This is a genomic window from Lutimaribacter marinistellae, assembly GCF_042648365.1.
Lineage (GTDB): Bacteria > Pseudomonadota > Alphaproteobacteria > Rhodobacterales > Rhodobacteraceae > Lutimaribacter_A > Lutimaribacter_A marinistellae.
Genome location: NZ_JBHRXI010000038.1, coordinates 1 through 1,694, shown reverse-complemented (window position 1 = coordinate 1,694; position 1,694 = coordinate 1). Strand labels below are relative to the sequence as shown.

General features: G+C 59.6%; 1 protein-coding gene. It reads right to left on the bottom strand.

Going from position 1 to position 1,694, the window contains the following annotated elements; all coding sequences use genetic code 11:
• On the bottom strand, positions 1-1,694 hold a 1,694-nt coding region (locus tag ACFORG_RS20250; RefSeq protein ID WP_386737387.1), incomplete at both ends, for a tandem-95 repeat protein.

Genomic DNA, 1,694 nt, shown 5'->3' with positions numbered 1-1,694 from the left:
TCAACATCCGAGAAGGTGCCCGCAGGAACCGTGAAGGAGAACGCCGTGTCCTCGTCCGAGGACTGGTCCGCCAGGGCCGCGTCCACCACCGGCGCATCGTTCACGGGCAAAAGGTCGAGGCCAGCGGATCCCGTCGCTATCAAGCTGCCATCCGAAACCGTGTAGCTGAAAGATACAGAACTATCGTCGTTCAGTTCCGGCGTGTAGGTCCAAGTCCCGTCAAAGTTGTCGACCAATTGCCCGTTGCCCGATGTCAGGGTCAGGTCCGTGATGCTCAGGCTGGCATTCGCGTCTGGATCGCTTGCTCCTGCAAGCAACTCGGCTTCGGTTATGATCCGGACCTGGTCCTCATCTGAGGCGATAAGAGTCACTGCGGCAGCATCGGGAGCGTCATTGTCGCCCGTGACCGCGACGATCACGGTCGCGACCGACGAAGAAGAACCGCCATCCTGTACAGTGTATTGGAAACTCGCCGTGTAGGTCTGGCCGTCAGCCAGACTGTCGGGCGCAGTGAGCGAATAGCTGCCATCGGTCGCAAGTTGGATGACGACCCCGTCGACGGTCGTGATTTGATACCCGCCAATCACTGCAATCGCGCTCGCGGTCGCCGAATTGGTCACGTTCACGATGGACCGCGTATCGTTGACATCCACATCGGTGTCGTTGTCCAAGATATTTCCTGTCACCGAGGCAACTGTATCTTCGGTTGCCATGATGGCATCACCGTTGGCGATGATGGCGTCATTTGTGCCGGCGATCTCGACCTGAACCGTGGCAGTTGCACTCCCGCCGTTGCCGTCGCTTACGGCGTAGGTAAAGCTGTCCGTGGCCGTTTCCCCGGCTTTGAGTTCGTTGAACCGCGCCGTACTGGATGTCAGGTTGTAGAATAGCTGTCCGTTTTGCTGCAGAGTGACTTCTGCGCCCCAGTCCGTTGTCACGACGCCCGCAGACGCACTTACCGCAGAACTATCGCCCGCAGGTTCAGAGCCATCGGCAACGTCGGAGATGTTGACAACGGTAAGCGTGTCGCCTTCAGGATCACTGTCGGGTGTGCCACGGGTCAGAAGGTTGATGGTCGACACGAACGACCCCTCGGACGCGCCGAAAGTGTCGTCCACCGGCGTTGGTGTATCGTTCTGGTCGTCGATTGTCACGGTGACCGTTTTCTGCACCCCAGAGGCACCGTCACCGTCAGAAAGGTTCAAGGAGATCTCTCGCGACGCGGGCGGGGTATCGTCCGTCGTGGCATATGTCAGCGCCTGGACAACCGCTTCGACATCCGCAGCCTGCGCTGCGGTCGTAAACAACACGCTCAGGTTCGCGCTTCCGAGACCGCTGACGAATCCGACCTGGGTCCCGTTGACGCTCACCCCACCGCCGGACACAGTGACTACCCCACTGGCAGCAAGATCCAGCACGTCGTTGACGTCGCCACCGACCACCGACGCGGAGAACGAGCCAGAATCGTAGTCCAATCCATCCACATCTATTACGTCAACCTTATCTGCGACAAACGTCGGAACCGCCGGCGCCGTGTCAACTGCTTCGACATGAACCGTTGGTGTCTGAGCCGATACATCGATTTCGGATGCATCGTTCACCGGGTCGATGGTCAGCTCGAACGTGCTGCTCACGCTCTCCGTACCGTCCGAGGCGATCACCTCGACGTTCACCGCGCCGTTGAAATCCGCCGG